19 protein-coding genes and 2 pseudogenes are annotated in these 19740 nt (G+C 69.6%); 8 read left to right on the top strand and 13 right to left on the bottom strand.

Features of this window, described 5'->3' with window-relative positions:
* Window positions 1-15 precede the first annotated feature (15 nt).
* The gene (locus tag FNH04_RS04955; RefSeq protein WP_152780676.1) at window positions 16-1812 is read right to left on the bottom strand and encodes a condensation domain-containing protein; all 1797 of its coding nucleotides are present in this window, start codon (window positions 1810-1812) and stop codon (window positions 16-18) included.
* A 197-nt stretch (window positions 1813-2009) separates the two neighbouring features.
* Between FNH04_RS04955 and FNH04_RS04950 the strand changes: the two genes are divergently transcribed.
* Window positions 2010-3401, top strand: a complete 1392-nt coding sequence (locus FNH04_RS04950) for a DegT/DnrJ/EryC1/StrS family aminotransferase (RefSeq protein WP_322722596.1) — start codon at window positions 2010-2012, stop codon at window positions 3399-3401.
* A gap of 77 nt (window positions 3402-3478) precedes the next feature.
* Here the strand turns inward: FNH04_RS04950 and FNH04_RS04945 are convergent, their stop codons facing one another.
* The 10 genes from FNH04_RS04945 to FNH04_RS46385 all read right to left on the bottom strand — a co-directional run bounded on the left by FNH04_RS04945 (window position 3479) and on the right by FNH04_RS46385 (window position 11375).
* Complete coding sequence (locus FNH04_RS04945) at window positions 3479-4444, bottom strand: transketolase family protein (protein WP_152780674.1); 966 nt, start codon at window positions 4442-4444, stop codon at window positions 3479-3481.
* Complete coding sequence (locus FNH04_RS04940) at window positions 4432-5265, bottom strand: transketolase (RefSeq protein WP_152780672.1); 834 nt, start codon at window positions 5263-5265, stop codon at window positions 4432-4434. Before FNH04_RS04940 ends, FNH04_RS04945 begins: the two co-directional genes overlap by 13 nt.
* The gene (locus tag FNH04_RS04935) at window positions 5262-6326 is read right to left on the bottom strand and encodes a M20/M25/M40 family metallo-hydrolase (RefSeq protein WP_322722595.1); all 1065 of its coding nucleotides are present in this window, start codon (window positions 6324-6326) and stop codon (window positions 5262-5264) included. The genes FNH04_RS04940 and FNH04_RS04935 overlap by 4 nt, the downstream gene beginning before the upstream one ends.
* A complete protein-coding gene (locus FNH04_RS04930) occupies window positions 6323-7144 on the bottom strand; it encodes a [LysW]-aminoadipate kinase (RefSeq protein ID WP_152780669.1) in 822 nt (273 codons plus the stop codon). Before FNH04_RS04930 ends, FNH04_RS04935 begins: the two co-directional genes overlap by 4 nt.
* A gap of 19 nt (window positions 7145-7163) precedes the next feature.
* Complete coding sequence (gene argC / locus FNH04_RS04925) at window positions 7164-8195, bottom strand: N-acetyl-gamma-glutamyl-phosphate reductase (protein ID WP_152780667.1); 1032 nt, start codon at window positions 8193-8195, stop codon at window positions 7164-7166.
* Complete coding sequence (locus FNH04_RS04920) at window positions 8183-9049, bottom strand: RimK family alpha-L-glutamate ligase (protein ID WP_322722594.1); 867 nt, start codon at window positions 9047-9049, stop codon at window positions 8183-8185. The genes argC and FNH04_RS04920 overlap by 13 nt, the downstream gene beginning before the upstream one ends.
* A complete protein-coding gene (locus FNH04_RS04915; RefSeq protein WP_073720752.1) occupies window positions 9046-9210 on the bottom strand; it encodes a lysine biosynthesis protein LysW in 165 nt (54 codons plus the stop codon). Before FNH04_RS04915 ends, FNH04_RS04920 begins: the two co-directional genes overlap by 4 nt.
* A gap of 84 nt (window positions 9211-9294) precedes the next feature.
* Window positions 9295-10677 (bottom strand): helix-turn-helix domain-containing protein, encoded by a 1383-nt coding sequence (locus FNH04_RS04910; protein WP_228031144.1) that lies wholly within the window; start codon window positions 10675-10677, stop codon window positions 9295-9297.
* Between the two features lie 208 nt (window positions 10678-10885).
* On the bottom strand, window positions 10886-11047 hold the full coding sequence (locus tag FNH04_RS46390; RefSeq protein WP_194236559.1) for a hypothetical protein: 162 nt from the start codon (window positions 11045-11047) through the stop codon (window positions 10886-10888).
* 175 nt (window positions 11048-11222) lie between these two features.
* Window positions 11223-11375 carry a hypothetical protein gene (locus FNH04_RS46385; RefSeq protein WP_194236558.1) on the bottom strand — a complete coding sequence of 51 codons (153 nt, stop codon included), beginning with the start codon at window positions 11373-11375 and terminating at the stop codon, window positions 11223-11225.
* A 232-nt stretch (window positions 11376-11607) separates the two neighbouring features.
* Here FNH04_RS46385 and FNH04_RS04905 point away from each other — a divergent pair, with 232 nt between their 5' ends.
* Complete coding sequence (locus tag FNH04_RS04905) at window positions 11608-12858, top strand: MFS transporter (protein ID WP_228031142.1); 1251 nt, start codon at window positions 11608-11610, stop codon at window positions 12856-12858.
* Window positions 12859-12965: 107 nt separating this feature from the next.
* Here the strand turns inward: FNH04_RS04905 and FNH04_RS04900 are convergent, their stop codons facing one another.
* Window positions 12966-13847 (bottom strand): helix-turn-helix domain-containing protein, encoded by an 882-nt coding sequence (locus FNH04_RS04900; RefSeq protein ID WP_152780665.1) that lies wholly within the window; start codon window positions 13845-13847, stop codon window positions 12966-12968.
* A 421-nt stretch (window positions 13848-14268) separates the two neighbouring features.
* On the opposite strand from FNH04_RS04900, the gene FNH04_RS04895 reads away from it, so the two are divergent.
* The 4 genes and pseudogenes from FNH04_RS04895 to FNH04_RS04875 all read left to right on the top strand — a co-directional run.
* Entirely contained in the window at window positions 14269-14628 is a 360-nt protein-coding gene (locus FNH04_RS04895) for a cyclophilin-like fold protein (protein ID WP_152780663.1), read from the top strand.
* A gap of 392 nt (window positions 14629-15020) precedes the next feature.
* A pseudogene (locus FNH04_RS04885) lies at window positions 15021-15783 on the top strand (glucose 1-dehydrogenase); the annotation flags it as partial.
* Window positions 15784-16021: 238 nt separating this feature from the next.
* Window positions 16022-16789, top strand: coding sequence for an SDR family NAD(P)-dependent oxidoreductase (locus FNH04_RS04880; protein ID WP_152780661.1), 768 nt, complete (start codon window positions 16022-16024; stop codon window positions 16787-16789).
* Window positions 16790-16860: 71 nt separating this feature from the next.
* Window positions 16861-17173: pseudogene (locus FNH04_RS04875) on the top strand (cupin domain-containing protein); the annotation flags it as partial.
* Window positions 17174-17854: 681 nt separating this feature from the next.
* Here FNH04_RS04875 and FNH04_RS04870 read toward each other — a convergent pair.
* Window positions 17855-18739: a helix-turn-helix transcriptional regulator gene (locus FNH04_RS04870; protein ID WP_322722593.1), complete on the bottom strand. Its 885-nt coding sequence runs from the start codon at window positions 18737-18739 to the stop codon at window positions 17855-17857.
* A 225-nt stretch (window positions 18740-18964) separates the two neighbouring features.
* On the opposite strand from FNH04_RS04870, the gene FNH04_RS04865 reads away from it, so the two are divergent.
* Both FNH04_RS04865 and FNH04_RS04860 read left to right on the top strand, forming a co-directional pair.
* On the top strand, window positions 18965-19288 hold the full coding sequence (locus FNH04_RS04865) for a carboxymuconolactone decarboxylase family protein (RefSeq protein WP_152780659.1): 324 nt from the start codon (window positions 18965-18967) through the stop codon (window positions 19286-19288).
* Between the two features lie 38 nt (window positions 19289-19326).
* Window positions 19327-19728: a (R)-mandelonitrile lyase gene (locus FNH04_RS04860; RefSeq protein WP_152780657.1), complete on the top strand. Its 402-nt coding sequence runs from the start codon at window positions 19327-19329 to the stop codon at window positions 19726-19728.
* The last annotated feature ends 12 nt before the right edge of the window (window positions 19729-19740 follow it).

The raw sequence follows: 19740 nt of genomic DNA, 5'->3' as shown, positions 1-19740 counted from the left end.
TCAGTGTCAACTTCCTCAGAAAGCCCGCAGATCGGATTCGATTTCTTCGAGTTCGTGCTGGCTGAGCGAACTCAGGGTCAGGTCGGACGGGGTGAGTCCGCCCGCTCCGGGTTCGCGGGCGTGCGCGACCAGGGCCCGGAGCATCCGGAACCACGTGTCCGCCAGCTCGCGTGTGTCCGCTTCGGACACGACGCTGTCGGCCCAGGTCCAGGTGGCACGCAGCACCGGACCGTCCGCCTGGTCCACCGTGGCCACGTTGACCTCGATGCTGTGGGCCATGGGCATACCGGGTCCCACATCGTCCAGGCCGGTCCCGTATTCCGGTACGACCGACCAGTCGGCGTCGTCCGCGACCTCGAAACGGCCCAGGTAGTTGAAGACGAACTCCGGCTGGGCGGCCTTCTCCAGCAGCGCGCCGGTTTCCGGGTTCAGGTAGCGGAGGAGGCTGTACCGGACCCCCTTGTCGGGGATGCCGCGCACTTGCTCCTTGATCCGCTTCACCGCGCTCCCCACCGCCGGCCCGGCGGCGTGCACATCCGCCCAGTCCAGCTCCCCCAGGTCAAGCCTGATCGGGAACAGGCTGGTGAACCAGCCCACGGTCCGGGAGAGGTCCAGGTCCGCGAGCGCGCCTTCCCTGCCGTGGCCTTCCAGATGCAGCAGTGCGGTGCCGTCGCCCGCCGTGCCGCGTCCGCGGTGCCAGTCGCCCATCGCCAGCGCGAGACCGGCGAGGAGAACGTCGTTGATGCCGGCGTTGAACAACGACGGCACCGTGGTCAGCAACACCTCCGTGAACTCGGCCGGCAGGGACTCGGTGAAGCACCGGTCCCGGCCTTCCCAGTCATGACCGGGCACCCTCGGCCGGTCACCGAACCGGGCGGCGCCGGGACGCAACCGTTCGAGCCAGCCGGGGAGTTCCGCGACACTGGCCTGCGCGTGCGCTTGCTCGCCGAGCACTTCGGACCAGCGGCGGAACGAGGTCGGCACCGGATCGAGAGCGATCGCGCCGTCTTCTTCGGCCCCCCGCCAGGCCGTCGCGAGGTCGGAAGCCAGGATGCGCCAGGAAATCGAGTCGATGGCCAGGTGATGGACGACCAACGCGAGCTTGCCCTGGCGATCCGGCCCGGCGTCGAACCACACGGCCTGAAAGACGTTGCCCTCCCGCGGGCGAAGCCTGTCGCGCGCCACGTCCGACTCCTGTCGGACCAGCGCGGCCCAGTCATCCTCGGGGCGCCCCGCAACATCGATCCGCCGGACGGCCGAGGCCGCGTCGACCGCGCCCACCGGCAGGGTTTCGAGCACCCAGTCCTCCTCGCCGTCGAGCACGGACAGCCGCAGGCGCAGGATGTCGTGGTGGTCGAGCAAAGCCTGCGACATCGAGACCAGGCGGGCTTCTGTCAGCCCCGAGGGCGTACGCAGGACCGCGAACTGGTTGTAGGTGTCTACCACACCACCGCGTTCCCGGAACCAGTGCATGATGGGAGTGGTGACGACCGGCCCCACCCCGCTGTCCGCGACGGACCTCGGCTCCTGCTCCACCGTGGTGGCCGCCTCCGCCAGTGCTTCCATGTCCCGGTGCGTCAGCACATCGCCGACGGTGATCCGCAGACCGGCTTTCCGCGCCTGGCTGACGAGTTGCATCGCGATGATGCTGTCTCCGCCGAGCGCCACGAAACTGTCATCGATCCCGACATCGCTCACCCTGAGCAAGTCGGCGACCAGTTCACACAGGACACGCTGGCGCCGTGTGACCGGAACTCGCCCGGCCACACTCGAATTCGGTTCATCGAAAGGGCTGGTCACGTATTCCCTCATTCCGAGTCCGGTCTGGAATCAGGAACGAAGTTATCGAGGGCCGGTCGCCGTAAGCGGCAGTCAAAGCGGCAATTCGAAGCAGAACCACGAAGGAACGCATGTGAAGTGCCGGTGAGATTGCCGCCGGACGCGACGGCGCAGGTCAACACTGACAGGCGCGACGTTCGGACGGAATCACATCGAGAAGAGGCTCAGCGGTGACAATCCAGCAACCGGTCCAGCCGGCGGTCGACCTTGCGATGTTCGGCGGTGGCCGGGCCGTACCCAGGGAACTCCGGATCAAGCCCTGGCCGATGGTGACCGAGCAGGACGAGCAGGCGGTCCACCGGGTACTGAGGTCCGGCCGGTTCACCTCCGCCTCGTCAGGAGAGCAGGAGATCGCGGAGCTGGAGCGGGAGTGGGCGCAGCACGTCGGCACGGAGCACTGTGTGGCGGTGAGCAACGGAACCGCGGCGCTGTCGGTCGCGCTGAGCGCCGTGGGTGTGGGGCCTGGTGACGAGGTCATCGTGCCCGCCCTGAGCTTCATCGGCAGTGCCACCGCTCCGCTCCACCTCATGGCCGTACCGGTTTTCGTGGACATCGACCCCGCCACGTTCAATCTGGACCCCGCGGCGCTCGAAGTCGCGATCACCAGCCGGACCAAGGCGATCGTCGTGGTCCACCTGCACGGTCTGCCCGCCGATCTGGACCGGATCACCGCGATCGCCGCCCGGCACGGGGTCGCCGTGGTCGAGGACGCCGCACAGGCGCACGGCGCCCGGTACCAGGGCCGGGCCGTGGGCTCGATCGGTGCTGTGAACACGTTCAGTCTCAACGTCAGCAAGAATCTCGCCACGTGCGGTGAGGGCGGCCTGATCACGACCGATGACGCGGACGTGGCGACGAGGGCGACCATGCTGCGGCAGTTCGGTGAACTCATTCCGGCGAACGGCGAACGCAGCTACGTCGCGCATCTGCTGGGCTGGAACTGCAAACCGAACGCGATGCAGGCAGCCTTCACCCGTAGCCGTCTCACACGGTTCCCCGCCGAAGCGGCCGTCCGCGAGGAAAACGTCCGCCGGCTGCTGGGACGGCTGGCCGCGTACCCCGGCTTCCTGGTGCCCGAAGTCCCACAGGACCGCACCCATGCCTGGCACATCCTGCGCTTCCGGGTGAAGCCCGCCGACTTCGGACTGGCCGACGAGTTCGCGGGCCCGCTGCGCGCTGTCGTACAGCGGGCCTTGCGTGCCGAAGGGGTGCCCGCCGCGCCCTACCAGCTACAGCCGTTGCCCGCGCAACGGGTCTTCACCGAACAGCGCGGGTTCGGCGCCTACCCGTGGGCGTTGCCCGGCGTCGCGGCCCGCCCCTACCGCGCCGAGGACTTCCCGGCCACCCTGCGGGTCCTCGACGATTCCTTCACCCTTCAGAAAGCGCACCTTCATCCGGAATCAGGACCGTTGCTCGCCCGCTACGCCGACGCGTTCGAGAAGGTCTGGCAGCACCGCGACGCGCTGGCCGCCGTCGCCACGACGACGGCCTACCGGCCGCACTGGGAACGCGCCTCGGAGATCGCCGACGCCGAATGGGCCACGGCGTTCTCTGATCGATGACCGCATCCGAGTTCCGGACCACGGGGTGGCGTGAGGGGCGATCCGGGCTGTCCGTGGCCACTTCGACGGCAGCGGGTTCACGCCAGCAGCCGTCGCACGTGCTCAGCCACCGTCGCGCCGGAAATCCCGTTGCGCGCCAGCAGATGCCGGTGTCCCCCGGTACCGGCGGCGAACCGGTCGGCAACCGCCACCCGCCGTACCGGACAGGCGACACCCAGGTCGGCCACGACCTCGGCCACGGCGGAACCGAGGCCCCCGGCCGCCCAGTGTTCTTCGATGGTGACGATGCCGCGCGTGCGGGTGGCAGCCGCGACGATCGCCTCCTGATCGAGCGGTTTGATCGTGTGCATGTTGAGCACGGCCACGTCGATTCCGGCACTGGCCAGTTCGTCGGCGGTCTCGACCGCGGTGAGCACGGGATGCGGTCCGGTGGCGATCAGCGTCACGTCGGTTCCCCGGCGCAAGGACTGCGCGACCCCGATCCGCACCGGCTCCGATCGCGGCGCCAGGCCCGGCGTCGCGCCGCGCCCCAGGCGCAGATACACCGGTCCCGGCAGCTCCGCGCAGGCTCGGACCAGGCTCTCGGTGGCGGAGGCGTCCGCGGGTACCAGCACCGTCATGTTCGGCAGCATCCGCATGATCGCGAGGTCTTCCAGCGAATGGTGGGTGGAACCGAGATGGCCGGCGGAGAGCCCACCGTGGGTGGCGACGATCCGCACCGGCAGGTGGTTCCAGGCGATGTCGAGCTTCACCGCTTCCAGCGCACGGGTGGCGGCGAAGGTCGCCATGGTGTTGACGAAGGGAATCCGGCCGGACCTGGCCAGTCCCGCCGCCACACCCATCAGGTTCTGTTCCGCGATACCGAGGTTGAGATACCGCCGCGCGGCCTCACCCCACGAGGTGGCGGAGAACAGACCGGTGTCGCTGTCCAGGCACACGTAGCGTGCGTCCTCGCCGACCAACTCGACCAGGACGTCCCGGTATACCTCCCGGGCCGCGCGGTCCTCGTGCGACACGGTGGGTTCGGCTGTCACGACGGACATGTCGTCTCCGTTCGGGGTTGTGCGCCGCGTATCACCGCCGCACGAGCACGCCGGTACCCGCGCTCGGTGAGTCGGACGTAGTGGCTGCGGGCCTGACCCTCGATGTAGGGCAATCCTTTGCCTTTGACCGTGCGGGCCAGCAGCACGGTCGGCTTGCCCGGGGTGTGCGGGATACGCGACAGGGCCGTCCGCAACTGGCTCGTCTCGTGCCCGTCGACCTCGAGTACCGTCCACCCGAAAGCGCGCCAACGGTCCCCGAGCGGCTCCAGGCCCACGGTCTCCTCCGTGTCACCGCTGATCTGCAGCCCGTTGCGGTCCACGATCGCCACCAGCCGGTCCAGTCGCTGGGCACCGGCAGCCATGGCGGCCTCCCAGACCGAGCCCTCCTGCAGTTCACCGTCGCCGAGCACGACGAAGCAACGCCGGTCGCTCCCGTCCAGCCGTGCGGCGAGCGCGAAGCCGACGCCGAGCGGCAGTCCGTGCCCGAGTGACCCGGTCGGCATCTCGACCCCGGGGACGGCCGGATTCGGGTGTGCGGTGAACATGCTGTCCGGAGCGCCGTAGCTCGCCAGCAGCTCCTCGGGGAAGAAGCCTCGCTCCGCCAGGGCCGCGTACAGTCCGATCGCGCCGTGTCCCTTGCTCAGCAGCAGGATGTCCCGGTCAGGCGCCTGCGGCCGCCGCGGGTCGATCCGCAGCACGTGGTGGTAGAGCGTCACCAGGATCTCGACCATGGACATCGATCCGCCGAGGTGGCCGCCTTCCGGATTGGCGCACATCCGCACGATGAGTTCCCGTGCCTTGCGCGCGTGGTCGTCAGTCATCGGCTCTCTCGGGTGAGATGCTCATCCAGTTCGGCCAGCGCACGGGTCAGCACCCGGATGCCGAACAGGTACTCGGACAGTTTGATGTGTTCCCGGTCGGAATGATCGAGGCTGCTGTCCCCTGGCCCGTAGGTGGCCATCGGCATCGTCCACTTCTCCGCCAGTGTGTTCATGTCGGAGGTACCGGTCTTCACCTTCGCCCTCGGGCTGCCGCCCTGCGCTCGGATCGCGACCGAAAGTGCCCGCACCACCGGATCGTTGCGGCCGACACGGCAGGCACGCACCGTGTTGACGGCCTGGAGCGTGCCCCGGTCCAACCGCTCGGACAACGCGGTCACCAGACTCTCGCCGTCGAAGCCCGGGGGAGTGCGGATGCTGAACTCCGCGGTGGCGGAGGTCAGTCCGCCGTTGATCGACGTCAAGGTCGGGCCAGGACAGTCGAATCGGGCATGGCTCGCCTCCGGGCCGAGCAGTTCCAGTAGTTCTGTCCACGCCCGGGTCGCCAGCTCGGACGCCTTGGGCACGACGTTGCTGGGGTGGGTCGCCTCGCACCGCACGTGGTAGCGGAGGTCGATTTTTCCCTTGTACCCCAGGACGACCGTGTCGCAGCCACTGGGCTCGCCGATGATCAGCGCGTCCGGTGGCTCGTGCGTACGGCGGATCTCCACCGCGCCCCGGGACATCGTGGTCTCCTCCTCGACCGCGCCCACGACCACGATCCGGCCGCGGAACCCGGTACTGCCGGCTGCCGCGCAGATCATCGTGGCGAGCGGCCCCTTGGCGTCGACCGAACCCCTGCCGTACAGGCGATCGCCGACCACCCGCACCGGGATGTCCCCCGGCACGGTGTCCATGTGCCCGAGCAGCATCACCGTCGGCCCCGGGCCACGCCGGATCTCCCCGACCGCGTTGCCCGCCTCGTCGATCCGCGCGGTGAGACCGGCTCCGCGCATGGCGTCCACCACGTGACCGGCCAGCTCCGACTCCGCGTAGGACGGTGAGGGAATCTTCAGCATGCCGTGGAGCAGTTCGATCGCGGTCGTGTCGGAAAACCCTGTCACTCTTCCTCCAGCAGCACTTCGGTGCACGAGCCCGCCAGGGCCTCCTGGACCGGATGCGGTCGACGGCCGTCCGCGATCAGGACGCGGTTCGCGCCGGCCAGCAGTGCCTCCCGAGCCGCGATCAGCTTGATCCCCATTCCTCCGGTGACCACCGGAGGTGCTCCCTGGCGGGGAACCCGGCAGACGGGGAGCACCGACCGTTCGTCGTGCCGGTCGGCCAGCACCCCCCTCGCCCCGGTGAGCAGCAGAAGGGTGCTCGCCCGGACGGCGCCCGCGATGGCCGCAGCGGCGCGGTCCGCGTCCGTGTTGACCACGCGGCCGTCCTGGGCCACGGCCGGCGGCGACACCACAGGCAGCAGCCCCGCCGTGAGCACCGTGGACAGCAACTCGCCGTTCACTTCGGTGATCCGTCCACTGTGGTCGTCCCTGACCACGACCCGACGTCCCCCGACGAGTGCGCGGTGCGCCGACTTGCGGGCGGCCACGAGAAGTCCGGCGTCCAGGCCGGTCAACCCGACCGCGCTCACTCCGCATGCGCGCAGGGCGGCCAGCAGACGGGGTTTGACGGAGCCGGCCAGTGCCAGCTGCACCACTTCGAGCGTTCGCTCGTCGGTGTACCGGGTCGACACCCCGTCCGGGGCGACGAGCCGGCGGGAAGGAACTCCGAGGCGTTCGGCAAGCCTGTCGATGTCCGCCGAACCGCCGTGGGCAAGGATCACCGGCCTGCCGCCGCGGTGCACGGCGGCGACGTCCGCGCAGATCGCCTCCGATCGCACAGCGGCGTTTCCGCCACATTTGACCACAAGTATGTCCCGCATTCGCTTCATGAGCCTCAAGTCAGTTCGGATGCAATCCGGGGAATTCCAGTCCTGTGCGTTCCGGCCAGCCGAAGCGGACGTTCAGGCATTGCACCGCGCCGCCCGCGCCGCCCTTGACCAGGTTGTCCAGCGCTCCGATCAGGACCACGGTGCCGTCATCCGCGGACACCGCGAACCCGACGTCGCAGAAGTTGGATCCGGTCAGGATCTTCGGCTCCGGCAGCCGGTACAGGCCATGACGCTGGGCGATGACCCGGACGAACGGCTCGTTCCTGTACGCCGCGCGGAACGCGGACCGGACATCTCTTTCGGACACGCCGGACGCCAGCTTCGCGTGGCACAACACCTGCACGCCGCGGACCGCCTCGACGCCGGTGGCGGTCATCCGCACGGTGCGATCGGTGGCCTGGGCGATCTCGGCCTCGTGCCGATGCCGGGAGGGAGCGAACACCCTGAGGGCACCGCTGCGTTCGGCATGGGCGCCGGCGGGTCCGCTGGAAACCCCCGATCCGCTGGAACCGGTTCTGGCGTCCACCCGGACCGTGCCCTCGATCAAGCCTGCCTGGGTCATCGGCCGGACCGCGAGAATGCCGGCGGTGGCCATGCAACCGGGAATCGAGATCCGGTCGCTTGTGGCCAGTTCGGCGCGATGCCATTCAGGCAGCCCGGTGGTGAATTCGGGAATCAGATGCGGTGCGGTGTGCGTGGCTCCGTAATAGAACGCATAGGTTTCGGGATCGCGTAGGCGGAAATCGCCGGACAGATCGATGACGGTCTCGGCCAGCTTCAGGAAACCGGCCATCTTCCCCATCGTCTCCCGATGCGGAGCGGCCAGGAAGAGCACCTCGAAATCGACACTCTCCAATGCGTCGTGGCCGACGAAGCACATGTCCGTGTGGCCGCGCAGATTGGGATGGGGACCGTCGACCCGGCGCCCGGCGAGGCGGTCGGACGTGGCGGCCACGACCGTGACCCGCGGATGACCGAACAGCAGGCGAAGCAGCTCGCCGCCGATGTAGCCGGATGCCCCGACGATCGCTACTCGGAGCATGAGCGTGACTTCGCCAGGAGGTGGTCGACGATCCGGTCGGCTACGGAGACCGTGTCGCCGAGAGCCCGCTGCAGACCGGAGAACTCGACACCGTGGTTGACCTCCAGGACAAGGACCTCTCCCGTCTCGTCCTCGATCAGGTCGACACCGGCGATCTCGGCCTCCACGGCCTGCGCGGCCAGGACCGCGAGTTTCGCGATGTCCGGTGTCAGGGGACACGGTTCACTCACGGCACCCCGCGCCACGTTGGTCCGCCAGTCCTCACTGCGCCGGTAGGTCGCGGCCAGCGCTTCGCCGCCCACCACGACGACCCGGATGTCCCGCCCCGGTTTGGCTATCCACTCCTGCAGGTAGACGATCCGCGCCTGCGGTGAGGGCAACGCGGCGACGTACTCCAGTACGGTTTCCGCGGTCTGCCGGTCCGGCAACGCGGCGACCAGCCGTCCCCACGAACCCTGCAAAGGCTTCACCACAGCCGGATAGCCGATGGTCTCCAATGCCGTCAGCGCCGCTTCCGGGGTCAGCCCGAGGGCCGTTCGAGGCGTCGGGAGTCCGGCTTCGACCAGCGCCGCGGACGTGCGCCACTTGTCCCCGCACAGCTCGGTCGCCCGCGCCGAGTTGACCACCGTCGCACCCGCCGCCTCCAGCGCGCCCGCCGCGTACGTCGCCCTGGCGAGCCCGATCTCCCTGTTCAGCACGATCGGGCGAGGGCCACGGTCACCGAGTTGGTGCCACCACTCACGGCTGTCGATGTGCCGATGGGCGATCCCTCTGCGATCGAAGGCTTCGAGGATGCTTTTCTCGCTGGCCCGCACACGAGAAGCGAGTACTGCGAAGCGCACGGCGCGGCTCACTCCCCCCAGTCCTCTTCGATCTCCGGCGCGAGCGCGGCCCGTATCGGATCCAGCGTGAGGATCTCCAGTTCGCTGGCACACTCACCGCATTCCACGATTTCGCCAATCACCGGTGTTCCGGCGGGAACCACCGAGTTCTCGCATTCCGGGCAGGTGACCATTCCAGTCCCTTTCGTTGATCGCCACAAGACACGGGTAAACGTAATGGCCGTTCCGGGCCTCGGTAGGCAGAACCAGCGGCAGTCTCAGCCGGCCTGGCTTGCCCCCGTCAGGGTTCGGTCCTTCACGTACAGGAGCCGCACCAACTGCAGCGCCGTGAACTGCTCCGGCAGGTGGGCGCCCGCCGGCCGCACAAGGCCGTGGACCAGCAGCGCGTGCAAGGCGGCGGCCGGATCCGGGACAAGGTGATCGATGTCCGCGACAGTCCAGTGCGGACGGTCTGCCACCTCAGCCAACACGTGGCGGTAGCGCTCGGCCACGATGTCGACGCTGCGCACCAGGGAACGCAGCAGGTCCTGGCAGCCGCAGCCCGCCGGCGAGGAGAGGAGAGAGGAGTCATGACCGGCTCGGGCCAGCAGGAGTTCAGGCGGGTACACCAGGCACCAGCCCGCCGCGTACTCAAGTGCCCTGGGTACGCCGTCGAGCCAGCGGCACAACCGCACCACCGCGTGCGCGTTGTCCTCCCGAAGCCGGAACCCCGGCCGTGACCGGCGCATGTGGGACAGGAACAACGCCACGGACGCGACCTCGCTCAAACGGGCGTAGTCATAGTCCCGCGCCTCCCCCGGCACGGCCATCGCGGTGAGCGGCAGTACGCGCTCGCCTGGCAGGTATCGCGGCGCCAGACCGGTCACCACGACGCGCAGACCCGGACAACGCCGGAGCAGTTCGCCGACGTCCACCCGGCCGGGACCCGGAGCGTCGTCGCCATCGATCACCAGCAGCTCGTGATTCTCGCCGATCGCCCCGGCGAGGTCGTCGGTCAGGTCGGTGGCACGCGTCGGCGGCTCGTCGGAACCGGAGCCCGCCGCGGGGATCACACCGCAGCAATGGGGATCCCCGGCCGAGGCGTGCCACCCGACCCGCCAGCCCTTGGCGCGCAGCACCTGGGCCGCCTCAAGCACCAGATGCGTCTTGCCGATGCCGCTGATTCCGACCACGCTCACCAGGCGGTGACCGTGCACGGTCACCTGATCGAGCAAGACCTGCAGCTCCGCTTCCCGGCCCACCAGCGCGCCGGGCGGAGCGGGCGGCGCGGGCAGTTCGAACAGCGAAACCCGCTGGTCCGCCGGGCTTCCCCCGGCGACGTGCAGTTGCAGGCGCTCCGGATCGCCCAACCGCAACGCGTCGGCAAGCAGCCCCACACTCTCCCGCCGGGGCCGTCGCACCCGGCCGCTTTCCAGGTCCCGGATCGCTCGGACGCTCAACGTGGCGAAGTCTGCCAGCTGTTGCTGGGTCAGCCCGGACCGGCCCCGATGGCCCTTCAGGAGCTCAGCGAAGGGTACTGCTTCGGGACCCCCCTCCGACGGTCTCGGCACCGGCCGCTTTTGTGGGCCACGAGCTGCGCGTTCGCTTAGCGAAGGTCCAGGTGCCGCGTTTTTTCCGACGGTGTGCTGACTGACGTTCATGCGCCGGGCGATCTCCCCGTAGGTGTCCCCGCACACGACGTGTCCCAGCACTTCTCTTTCCCGGTCGCTGATCTGGCGGACAGCTTCCCGTAGTTTATTGCTCACGGATCCGGGCGCCCTTTCTCTGTATGATTCCTGCGTTCCGGGCCCTGTGGATGCCAGGCTCCGGAACACACCACGGGCCGGCTCCCCCGTACGCACATGCAGGTCATCCCCGGGGAAGACCCCAACCGCTGTCGTCGCCGCCGGGCACGGTGGAGGACGTCGCCGAGGTGTCGGCGCGGCCGGTGTCAGCGGCAGCAGTCCCGGCAACGGCGCCGACCATCATCATGCAGAGAACAGTGACCACGAACGCGCGGACAGACTTCATGACTTCTCCCGGAATTCAGAGTGAGTAATGCTTGAAAAGTCCCGGCCGGTGTTGTCCGGCCGTTTCCCTTCCGCTCTTCCAGGATGGTGGGCGCCCGTCCCGGAATCCACCGACGGAACCATTCACCAAGTTCTCTGGCACTAAAGCGGGGGGTGAACGAAACACCCACAGAATCTCAATCAAGGGCAATACGGACGGATGTGGGTGTCCGAAGCCCTACCGCGGCGAGCACCGCCGGCACCATTCCCTCCGGCGGGCCACTCGCCGGCAGGACGCCGTCGGCCGGATGCGCGCGCTCAGCGCCCTGATACAGGGCGAGCACGAACACCGGCACTCCTCCTGCGCCGTGACCGTGTACAGCGCACGGCCGTCCGGCTGCGGGCACCACAGTGAGTCCCTTGCCGTAAAGCGGAAACCGCCGAAAAGGAAGGTCACTCGCCGCTTCGCCACGAAGCAGGGAGAAATTCCTCCCCCTCACAGAACGCCCCTGCGGTGCGATGCTCTACGGCGTCCCCACCCCGCAGGGGTCGCACGTCGCCCTGAAAAGAGAATGCCACCGAATGTCACCCCGGACCGACGACCGACCCCGCAATCTGCCTTTCGTCGTCCTCGTGCTGTCCGCCGGAACGTTTCTCATGGGCACCACCGAATTCGTCATCGCGGGCCTGCTGCCCGAGATCGCCGGTGATCTGAATGTCTCCCTGTCTCAGGCAGGTCTGCTGATCACGGCGTTCGCGGCAGGCATGATCGTCGGCGCACCGACGATGGCCATCGCGACACTGCACCTGCCCCGGCGCTCCACGCTGATCCTCGCGCTCGTCGTCTTCGCCCTCGGCCACCTGGTCGCCGCGCTCAGCTCGTCCTTCGCTCTTGTGCTCGCGGCCCGCGTGGTGACCGCACTGGCCACAGGGACCTTCTGGTGCGTCGGCGCGGTCGTGGCCACGACCGCGGCAGGGCCGGCAGCGACGTCACGGGCCCTGGGCATGCTCCTGGGAGGTCTGACCGTGGCCACCGTGGCCGGCGTGCCTCTGGGCGCGTGGCTGGGGCAGCTGTCGGGCTGGCGCGGGCCGTTCTGGGTGCTGGCCGCGCTGTCAGCCGGCGCGGCGGCGGTCGTCGGCCGGTACATCCCTGCCGACGAGCGACGCGAAGCGCCTTCCGTCCGGGCCGAGTTCGCCGCGCTGCGGGATGTCCGGGTCTGGCTGACGCTGAGTGCCATGACGCTGCTGATGGGCGGTGTCCTGGCGACGTACACCTATATCTCGCCCCTGCTCACCGAGCGGGCCGGCATCCTCGCCGAGGCCGTGCCCATGGTCCTGACCGGCTACGGCCTGGGAGCTCTGCTGGGCACCACGGTCGGCGGGCGCCTGGGCGACCGTCGCCCCCTTGTCACGCTCATCACGGCCGCCGCCACGACCACGCTGGTCCTGCTGTTGCTGACCTCTCTCTCCACAAGCCCCGTGGCGACCGTCGTCCTGGTGACACTCATGGGGATGACCGGCTTCGCCGCGAACCCGGCGCTCGGCGCACTGGCCCTGCGCTTCGCCGGTTCCGCGCCCACCCTCGCCTCCGGCCTCAGCGGCGCGGCACCCAACGTGGGCATCGCCATCGGCTCCTGGACGGCGGGCATCGCCCTGACCTCACCACTGAGCCAGGCCGGGCCCCCGCTGGTCGGCACCGTGGCGGCCGCCCTCACCCTCGTACCGCTGACCGCGCTCGCGCTGATGCGCGCCACCCGCTCCGAGACTCCCCCGCCTGAGCCCCGAGCAGCCGCGGACCAGCCGACCGGGTGCGGACTCCAGGACCTTGGCTGACACGGCGCTCGGCTCGTCCCACGCGTGAGCAGCAGGTCACGCTCGCGGACCGACAGAGCGTGCGGTACGGCCCGGCGGGGTCAGCGTCGGTGTGGGCGCGGCACCGGTCAGCGGAGGGACGATGAGGGCGACATGTTCTGGTCGGCGGCCCAGGAGGCGAGAATGCGCAGCCGCTCGTGGGTGGGAGAACCGGGGGCGGCGGTCCAGACGGTCAGGTGCTGGTCGGGATCGGTGTTGGCGGTGAGGGTGTCCCAGTCCAGGACGAGTTCGCCGACGACCGGATGGTTGAGGGTCTTCGTGCCCACGGTACGGGCGGCGACCTTGTGATCGCCCCACCACCGGGCGAACTGCTTGTCACGCGTGGACAGTTCACCGACGAGCTCGATCAGACGCGGGTCCTCGGGATACTTCGCCGCCTCCATCCGCACCTGCGCCACGGCGATCCGCGCCGAGCCCTCCCAGTCGGCGTAAAGGTTACGCATCGCCGGATCGGTGAAGATGAGCCGCGGGTAGTTTCGGTGCCTCTCCGGAATACGGGAGAAATCCGTGACGAGCGCGGCCGCCGGCGCGTTCCACGCCAGAATGTCACCGCGCCGGCCTTGCACGATGGCCGGGGTGGCGGTGAGGTCGTCCAGCACGCGTTGCAGCTGGGGCTGGACCTTCTGCCTGCCGTGGCGGCGGGTGCGGGTGGTGGTCTTGCCCGCGAGCTGGAACAGATAGCCCCGCTCGTCGTCGTCCAGGTGCAGTACGCGGGCGATGGTGTCCAGCACGGGAGCCGACGCCTGCATACGGCCCTGCTCCAGACGCGTGTAGTAGTCCGTGCTGATCGAGGCGAGCTGGGCGACCTCCTCACGGCGCAGCCCGGCCACCCGGCGGGGACCGCCCGTCTCCGGCAGCCCGACCGTGCGCGGGCTCAGTTCCGAACGGCGCTTCTTGAGGAATTCTCCCAGTTCATTCAGGGTGACATTGCTGGTCATGCTTCCCAGCATGACATCGATCGCACCTGGGGAAGGGGGGAGAATTCCCTCCCTGGATGTTCCTCTCCCCGGATAGATTCCTCCGCTTCTCGCCCCCGTCCTCGCGTGTGAGGCTCGATCGTGAGCAGCCTGGCCGGCGCCCGCACGACATCCACACCGGGCGTGACGGCTTCCGCCACTACTCCGAGCCCCTGCCCGACTGAACCCTGGACGCCCCGTGATGCCGACCGCCCTCCCCGCTCTGGCGGCCCGTGGCGCCGTAGCCGCGGCCCTGCTGCTTGCCGTGACCGCCTGCACCGAAGACTCGCCACCCTCCCAGTCCTCGTCCCGGCCGACGTCCTCGTCCCCGCCAACGCCCTCGTCCCCGAGTACGCCGGAGCGGACACCGACGACAAGTCCCGCACCCACCACGTCCCCTGGCAGGTCCACCGCCATGAACATCCGGATCACCATCGACGGCACCCCGGTCGACGCCACTCTCAACGACAGCGCTGCCGCCCGGGACTTCGCCGCCCAGCTGCCCCTCACCCTGAACCTGACCGACTTCCATCAGAACGAGAAGATCGCCGACCTGCCGCGTCCGCTGTCCACCTCCGGTGCCCCGAGCGGAGTCCGTCCCCGTACCGGTGACCTCGCCTACTACGCGCCCTGGGGCAACCTCGCCATCTACTACCGCGACGGCTCACCCAGCATCGGCAACGACCTGATCGTCCTGGGCCACATGCCCGAAAGTGCCACCGAGCCGTTCGCCGACAACGACGAAGTCGGCGTCACCATCGAAGACGCCTCCTGACCCTTGCGGCAGCCAGGTGGCCGACTCCGCCCGCTCCGACGGCCTCCCCGTCCCCGGGGTCGGCGTCGACCGATGGGCACCACCATCACCGCCGCCGCGGCAACCGCCCTGGTGCTGGCCACCGCCCTGGTGCTGTTCCTGATGAGGACTCCTCCCTCGGGCTGACCGGTCCGCCCCTGGTCGGCACGGTCATCGCCGTACTCACCCTGCTCCCGCTCATCGCCCTCGCCGTCCGCGGCACCTCCGGCAGGAGCCCAATCATGGCTCAGCGCACTGCCGCGGCCCACGCGCTGGATGACGTACCCGCGCAGACACCGTCGCATCACTGAGTCCGGTCGCATCCGCCACGAGCCGACGCCATGTTTCCGCCGCACCGAACGGGAGGATCCACCATGAGCGCCAACGACCATGCCTTCACCGGCAAGGTGGCGTTCGTGACCGGGGCCGCATCCGGCATCGGCCGCGCCACCGCCCTCGCCTTCGCCCGCGCGGGCGCCCACGTCGCACTCGCCGACCTGTCGTCAGAGGGGCTCAAGGAGACCGCACGGCTCATCAAGAAAGAGGGCGGACAGGTCCTGGCCCTGACCTGTGACGTCACCGACGAGGCCGCGGTGAGGTCCGCCCTGGACGACACCGTCCGGGCATGCGGCCGCCTCGATGCCGCCTTCAACAACGCCGGGATCGAGCAGGCGGTGAAACCCGCCGTCGACGTCACCAAGGACGAATGGGACCGCGTCCTCGGTGTCAGTCTCACCGGCACGTTCCTCTGCATGAAGCACGAGATCGTCCTGATGCGACAGCAGCGGTCCGGCGTCATCGTCAACGCCTCGTCGGGCGCAGGCGTCAAGGGTTTCAAGGGCTCGGCGGCTACACCGCGGCCGAGCACGGCGTCATCGGCCTGACCCGTTCGGCCGCCCTCGACTACGCGGCCTCGGGCATCCGCATCAACGCCGTCTGCCCCGGCATCATCGACACCGCGATGATCGAACGCTTCGCGCAGAGCACCCCGGAGGCCGCGAGGCCCTCATCGCGGACGAGCCGATCGGACGTCTCGGCACACCGGAGGAGATCGCCGCCGCCGTGCTCTGGCTGTGCTCGGACGCCGCGTCCTTCACGACCGGCCACGCCCTGGTCGTCGACGGCGGCCAAACCGTCAGAAGGCGGCCGCGCCTGGCCGGCCTCCATTCCACCGGCACGGGCCGGATCGTGGCCCGGCGCACGGCCCTGCCAAACGCCCGAGGAGCCCGCGCCGACGCCGCCCCCGCACTGACCGCGGGTCCTCCGCCGCACGACCACCGACACGAACCGGCGCACAGAGCAAGCGCGCAGACCTCGCCACAAACCCGGGAACGAGAACCGGACCTCAGAACGACCCACGACGGGAGAGCACGAGATGAACCCCACCTACGACTTCACCGGCCAGGTCGCCTTCGTCACCGGGGCCGGCTCCGGCATGGGCCTGGCCACGGCCCGCGCCTTCGCCGAATCCGGAGCCGCCGTCGCCCTCACCGACATCGACGAAGCCGCCCTGAACGCGGCCGCGAAGGACCTCACCGCCGCGGGCCACCGGGTCCTCGCCCTCAGCTGCGACGTCAGCGACGAGGAACAGGTCGCCGCCGCGGTCGACCGCACCGTGGAGACCTTCGGCCGCCTCGACATGGCCTACAACAACGCCGGCATCCAGATCCCGCCCAGCGACGCCGCCGACGAACCCGCCGAACGCTTCGACCGCGTCAACTCCATCAACCTGCGTGGCGTGTGGGCCTGCATGAAGCACGAGCTGCGGCACATGCGCGCCCAGGGCAGCGGTGCCATCGTCAACTGCTCCTCGCTCGGCGGCCTGGTCGGCCTTCCCGGCCGCGCCTCCTACCACGCCTCCAAGCACGGAGTGATCGGCCTGACCACCAGCGCCGCCCTCGAATACGCCCCGCGCGGCATCCGCGTCAACGCCGTCTGCCCCGGCACCATCAACACCCCCATGGTCAGCGACATGATCGCCAAAGGTGAGCTCGACCTCGCCGAGGCCCAGGCCAACCAGCCCATCAACCGGCTCGGCACCGCCGAGGAGATCGCTCAGGCCGTCCTGTGGCTGTGCAGCCCCGGAGCCGGCTTCGTCGTCGGCGTCGCCCTCCCCGTCGACGGCGGCTACGTCGCCCGATAAGGACGGGCCACGACGCCGGCATCGGGCCGGCACCCCGAACCCCGCTCGTAAGCAACGATGTGTGAGACGCCATGAAGGTCGTCAAGCAGCAGCCCAGCAGCAAGGCCCCGGCGGACTGGTTCACCGGTGACGTGTGGTGGGACGTCATCGTGGGCGGCCAGGAGCCGTCCCGGATGCGCGTCGACCTGGTCCGCTTCTCGCCGGGCGCGCGCACCAACTGGCACTCCCATGTGCTGGGCCAGGCCCGCACATCGTCTCCGGCGTCGCCCTGACGGCACCCGGGACGGCACGACCGTCCAGGCCCACCCGGGCGAGACGGTCACCTGCCCGCCAGGCGAGGAGCACTGGCACGGAGCCGTCCCCGACCGGTTCATGGAGCACGTCGGCTTCGAGCCGTTGGCGGAGGCTTGGCGGCTCGTGAGGTGGAGCAGGATGAGCTGTTCGGGGTGGAGGTCGGGGATCTGGATGCCGACGTGTTCCAGGACGCTGCCGGGCAGGGTGATGCCGTCCGTGGTGCACCAGGCGGGGGTTCCGCGTTCCATGCCGGGGGTGTGGTCGCCCGGGGCAGCGGGCGCAGGTGGTACTGGTGTTCGGGTCGAGGCCGGGCAGCCGTAGCGTGCCGGGGTGGGCGGCGACCGGGGTGGCCACGGAGGTGAGGGCGAAGACGGCTTCGGTCCGGTCGGCGCCTTGGCGGTGCCCGGCCAACCCTGGCTGTCCCGGCCATCCGGTGCCGTGCTCGGGCAGCGAGGAGACCCACGGTACGACGTCGTCGGACCCCGCGATGTAGGGGCGGGATCAGGAGGTGGCGCACGGCAGTTCGTGGGTCCGCGGGCTGGTGTACCGCTTTCCGTGCTGCCGTCGCCCTTGCCCTCCCACAGGGCGAGGCCACGGGCGCAGGCCCGGGCTCTCGCCCGGCATCGGGCCGCCTCCACAGCGCCAACCGCGGCCGATGAACTGGGAGCAGATCGCCGACCAGACCGTCGCCGTCCCGCGCGTCCAAGCCGACCGCGACGCCCACAAGGCGACCAGTCCCGCATTCCCCGCAGGGACTGCAGCGGGGCACATTCACCGGCTGCGGCTCGGCCGAGCCTCGCTGCCGGCGTCCTCCGTTGCCGCCCAGGCAGCCAGCAGCCGCAAGGCATCGTGTGCGGGCGTGTACTGCTCAGCGCTGTAGGCGGTGAGGGTGAGGCCGGGCTGTGCGGGCAGCTCCATGGCATCGAAGTCGAGGGTGATCTCGCCGACGACCGGGTGACGGAAGCCTTTGCGGCCGGTGTGGTGCAGACGGACGTTGTGTTTGGCCCAGGCGGTGCGGAACTCGTCGCTGAGGGTGACCAGTTCACCGATCAGGCCGGTCAGCTCGCTGTCGTGCGTGGCGCGCCCGGCTTCGGTGCGCAGCAGGGAGACGGTGGTGTTGACCGAGGCGTCCCAGTCGGGGAAGAAGTCGCGTCCGTTGGGGTCCAGGAACTGGAAGCGGGCGATGTTGACCGGGCGTGGGGCGGCGCCGGTGAACAGGGGGGCATACAGGGCGCGGCCGAGGGGGTTGGTGGCGAGGATGTCGAGGCGGCCGTTGCGGATGAAGGCGGGGCTGTCCGTCATGGAGTTGAGGACGCGCAGGACGCTGTCGGGCAGCGGGCCGCGGGCGCGTTTGGCGCGGCGGGCGGGGCGTTTGGCGACGGCGCGGGCCAGGTCGTGGAGGTGGGCGCGTTCGGCGTCGTCGAGCTGGAGGGCGTTCGCGACGGAGTCGAGCACTTCCTCGGAGGCTCCCGCGAGGTTTCCCCGTTCCAGGCGGACGTAGTAGTCGACGCTGACGCCGGCGAGCAGGGCGACTTCCTCGCGGCGCAGCCCGGGCACACGCCGGTTGCCGCCGAAGGCGGGCAGGCCCGCCTGCCGCGGGGTGATCTTCGCGCGGCGGGAGACCAGGAATTCGCGGATGTCGCTTTTGGTGTCCACGCAGCCAGGCTAGGACGCCCGGCGCAGGGGTGGGGGGCCCTGTCAGTACCTGTAATGGCCGTACCTTCCACGCGCGCGTGATCCGCGGTTTCCTCGGTAGTGGTCGCGGTTGCGGCCCCGGTGGACACCTCGGAGGACGAGGTGTGGACCTGCCGGAACGGGCCTTTCCCCGCGCATTTGGAGTGACCCGGTTTGTGAACCTTTCGTGAAGTGAGGAGTTGTCCCATGGCGAAGCAATCCGCGCCCCGAGAGCTGGCCACGATCGCGCCGAAGCTCGTTCAGGTCACCGATGACGTGCTGTTCGGTGATGTGTGGGAGCGCCCTGAGCTGTCGCCCCGGGACCGCAGCCTGGTCACGGTGAGTGTGCTGGCGGCGCTCTATCGCACCGAGCAGCTGCCCTACCACCTGGGCAAGGCCCTGGAGAACGGGCTGAGCGTCGAGGAGCTGTCCGAGGCGATCACCCACCTCGCCTTCTACGCGGGCTGGCCGAACGCGATGACCGCGATCACTCAGCTTAAGAAGATCGCCGACGAGCGACCCGCCGCCTGACCACGCGGCCCGATACCTGGCACAAGGAGCACCACCCCATGGAACTGCTGAAGAAACCCGCGACGATGAAGCTGCCCGCCGAGTGGTTCACCGGCGACGCCTGGGCCGATGTGATCTACCGCGGCGAGGAGCCCTCGCGGGCCCGCGCGAACGCGGTGCGCTTCGCGCCCGGCGCCCGTACCGCCTGGCACTCCCACGGCCTGGGCCAGGCCCTCTACATCGTCGAGGGCATCGCCCTGATCCAGTCGCGAGGCGGCGAGATCCTCGAAGCCCACCCGGGCGACACGATCTGGACCCCGGCCGGTGAGGAGCACTGGCACGGCGCGGCCCCGGATCACTTCATGACGCACATCGCGCTGTGGGAGACCGACGAGGTCGACTGGCTGGAGCACGTCAGCGACGCCGAGTACGGCGGGCCGCGCACCAGCACCCGCCGCTGAGCACCCCAGCCC

It is taken from the genome of Streptomyces phyllanthi, from assembly GCF_009377205.1.
Taxonomy (GTDB): domain Bacteria; phylum Actinomycetota; class Actinomycetes; order Streptomycetales; family Streptomycetaceae; genus Streptomyces; species Streptomyces phyllanthi.
This window is presented reverse-complemented; position numbering and strand designations above follow the sequence as displayed.

Bases quoted from the DNA above. Each gene is read 5' to 3' on its own strand.
- argC (WP_152780667.1), bottom strand. From the start codon at position 8,195: ATGCTCCGAGTAGCGATCGTCGGGGCATCCGGCTACATCGGCGGCGAG.
- FNH04_RS46390 (WP_194236559.1), bottom strand. From the start codon at position 11,047: ATGAAGTCTGTCCGCGCGTTCGTGGTCACTGTTCTCTGCATGATGATG.
- FNH04_RS04930 (WP_152780669.1), bottom strand. From the start codon at position 7,144: ATGCGGGACATACTTGTGGTCAAATGTGGCGGAAACGCCGCTGTGCGA.
- FNH04_RS04955 (WP_152780676.1), bottom strand. From the start codon at position 1,812: ATGAGGGAATACGTGACCAGCCCTTTCGATGAACCGAATTCGAGTGTG.
- FNH04_RS04895 (WP_152780663.1), top strand. From the start codon at position 14,269: ATGAACATCCGGATCACCATCGACGGCACCCCGGTCGACGCCACTCTC.
- FNH04_RS04940 (WP_152780672.1), bottom strand. From the start codon at position 5,265: ATGACTGACGACCACGCGCGCAAGGCACGGGAACTCATCGTGCGGATG.
- FNH04_RS04865 (WP_152780659.1), top strand. From the start codon at position 18,965: ATGGCGAAGCAATCCGCGCCCCGAGAGCTGGCCACGATCGCGCCGAAG.
- FNH04_RS04945 (WP_152780674.1), bottom strand. From the start codon at position 4,444: ATGTCCGTCGTGACAGCCGAACCCACCGTGTCGCACGAGGACCGCGCG.
- FNH04_RS04905 (WP_228031142.1), top strand. From the start codon at position 11,608: ATGTCACCCCGGACCGACGACCGACCCCGCAATCTGCCTTTCGTCGTC.
- FNH04_RS04860 (WP_152780657.1), top strand. From the start codon at position 19,327: ATGGAACTGCTGAAGAAACCCGCGACGATGAAGCTGCCCGCCGAGTGG.
- FNH04_RS04910 (WP_228031144.1), bottom strand. From the start codon at position 10,677: ATGAACGTCAGTCAGCACACCGTCGGAAAAAACGCGGCACCTGGACCT.
- FNH04_RS04880 (WP_152780661.1), top strand. From the start codon at position 16,022: ATGAACCCCACCTACGACTTCACCGGCCAGGTCGCCTTCGTCACCGGG.
- FNH04_RS04915 (WP_073720752.1), bottom strand. From the start codon at position 9,210: ATGGTCACCTGCCCGGAATGCGAGAACTCGGTGGTTCCCGCCGGAACA.
- FNH04_RS04900 (WP_152780665.1), bottom strand. From the start codon at position 13,847: ATGCTGGGAAGCATGACCAGCAATGTCACCCTGAATGAACTGGGAGAA.